We start from the raw sequence: 690 nt of genomic DNA, 5'->3' as shown, positions 1-690 counted from the left end.
GCTAACGCTCGAAATAACCGGCGTGCTTTAGCGCGTCCGGCGCCGACGGCGCGTAGTTCATTGACTTGTTATGTTTCATCCACACCGAGCTCAGAGGCTTTCAATAACTGACTGCTGCGACGAACCGTTAGAATATCCACCTGATTTGTTATGCTATAGATAACTCGGTAAGAGCCAAACACCACTTCTCGAATACGCTGCAAACGCACCTCAGGGACGACTCGTCCACTCTCCGGAAATTCAGCTAAGCGATCGACGCAAGAAAATAAACCATCAACCCAGTGTAACGCCGCACTTGGCTTATCTTCGGCAATGTATTGAGCGATACTTTCTACGCGCTCTAGCGCAAGCGGAGACCAAACTACCTTCATTGAGCTAGCTTACTCAAAATGCGTGATTTCGCATCTTCATGAGAAATTCCGGCACCATTAGCGATTTGCTCTTCAGCGCGGTAAACCTCTTCGAGCACTTCCAAGCGCTCTTGCATCTTCTCGTACTCTTGAACATCAACCAGTACTGCAACCCCGCGACCACGCTGTGTTAGTACCATCGGGCGCCGAGTCTCATGGATTTGCTTCACAAACTTTGCAACTCCGGCCCGAAATTCAGATAGAGGTCGAATATCTTCGTCTACATGTACTCTTGTCATTGGCATCACCTATGTACAACTTAATGTACTTATAAATGTAC

2 protein-coding genes are annotated in these 690 nt (G+C 48.1%); both read right to left on the bottom strand.

The genetic code is table 11. The features are described from left to right. Positions 1–68: 68 nt before the first annotated feature. The gene (locus CWE08_RS12125) at positions 69–371 is read right to left on the bottom strand and encodes a type II toxin-antitoxin system RelE/ParE family toxin (RefSeq protein WP_126768533.1); all 303 of its coding nucleotides are present in this window, start codon (positions 369–371) and stop codon (positions 69–71) included. After that, positions 368–649: a type II toxin-antitoxin system Phd/YefM family antitoxin gene (locus tag CWE08_RS12120; protein WP_126768532.1), complete on the bottom strand. Its 282-nt coding sequence runs from the start codon at positions 647–649 to the stop codon at positions 368–370. The genes CWE08_RS12125 and CWE08_RS12120 overlap by 4 nt, the downstream gene beginning before the upstream one ends. Between the last annotated feature and the right edge of the window lie 41 nt (positions 650–690).

It is taken from the genome of Aliidiomarina iranensis, from assembly GCF_003987135.1.
In the GTDB taxonomy this organism is placed as follows: Bacteria; Pseudomonadota; Gammaproteobacteria; order Enterobacterales; family Alteromonadaceae; genus Aliidiomarina; species Aliidiomarina iranensis.
The sequence above is the reverse complement of the archived record's forward strand: the minus strand, read 5'-3'. Positions and strand labels throughout refer to the sequence as shown.

Coding starts and splice junctions, on each gene's coding strand:
- CWE08_RS12125 (WP_126768533.1), bottom strand. CDS start 371: ATGAAGGTAGTTTGGTCTCCGCTTGCGCTAGAGCGCGTAGAAAGTATC.
- CWE08_RS12120 (WP_126768532.1), bottom strand. CDS start 649: ATGACAAGAGTACATGTAGACGAAGATATTCGACCTCTATCTGAATTT.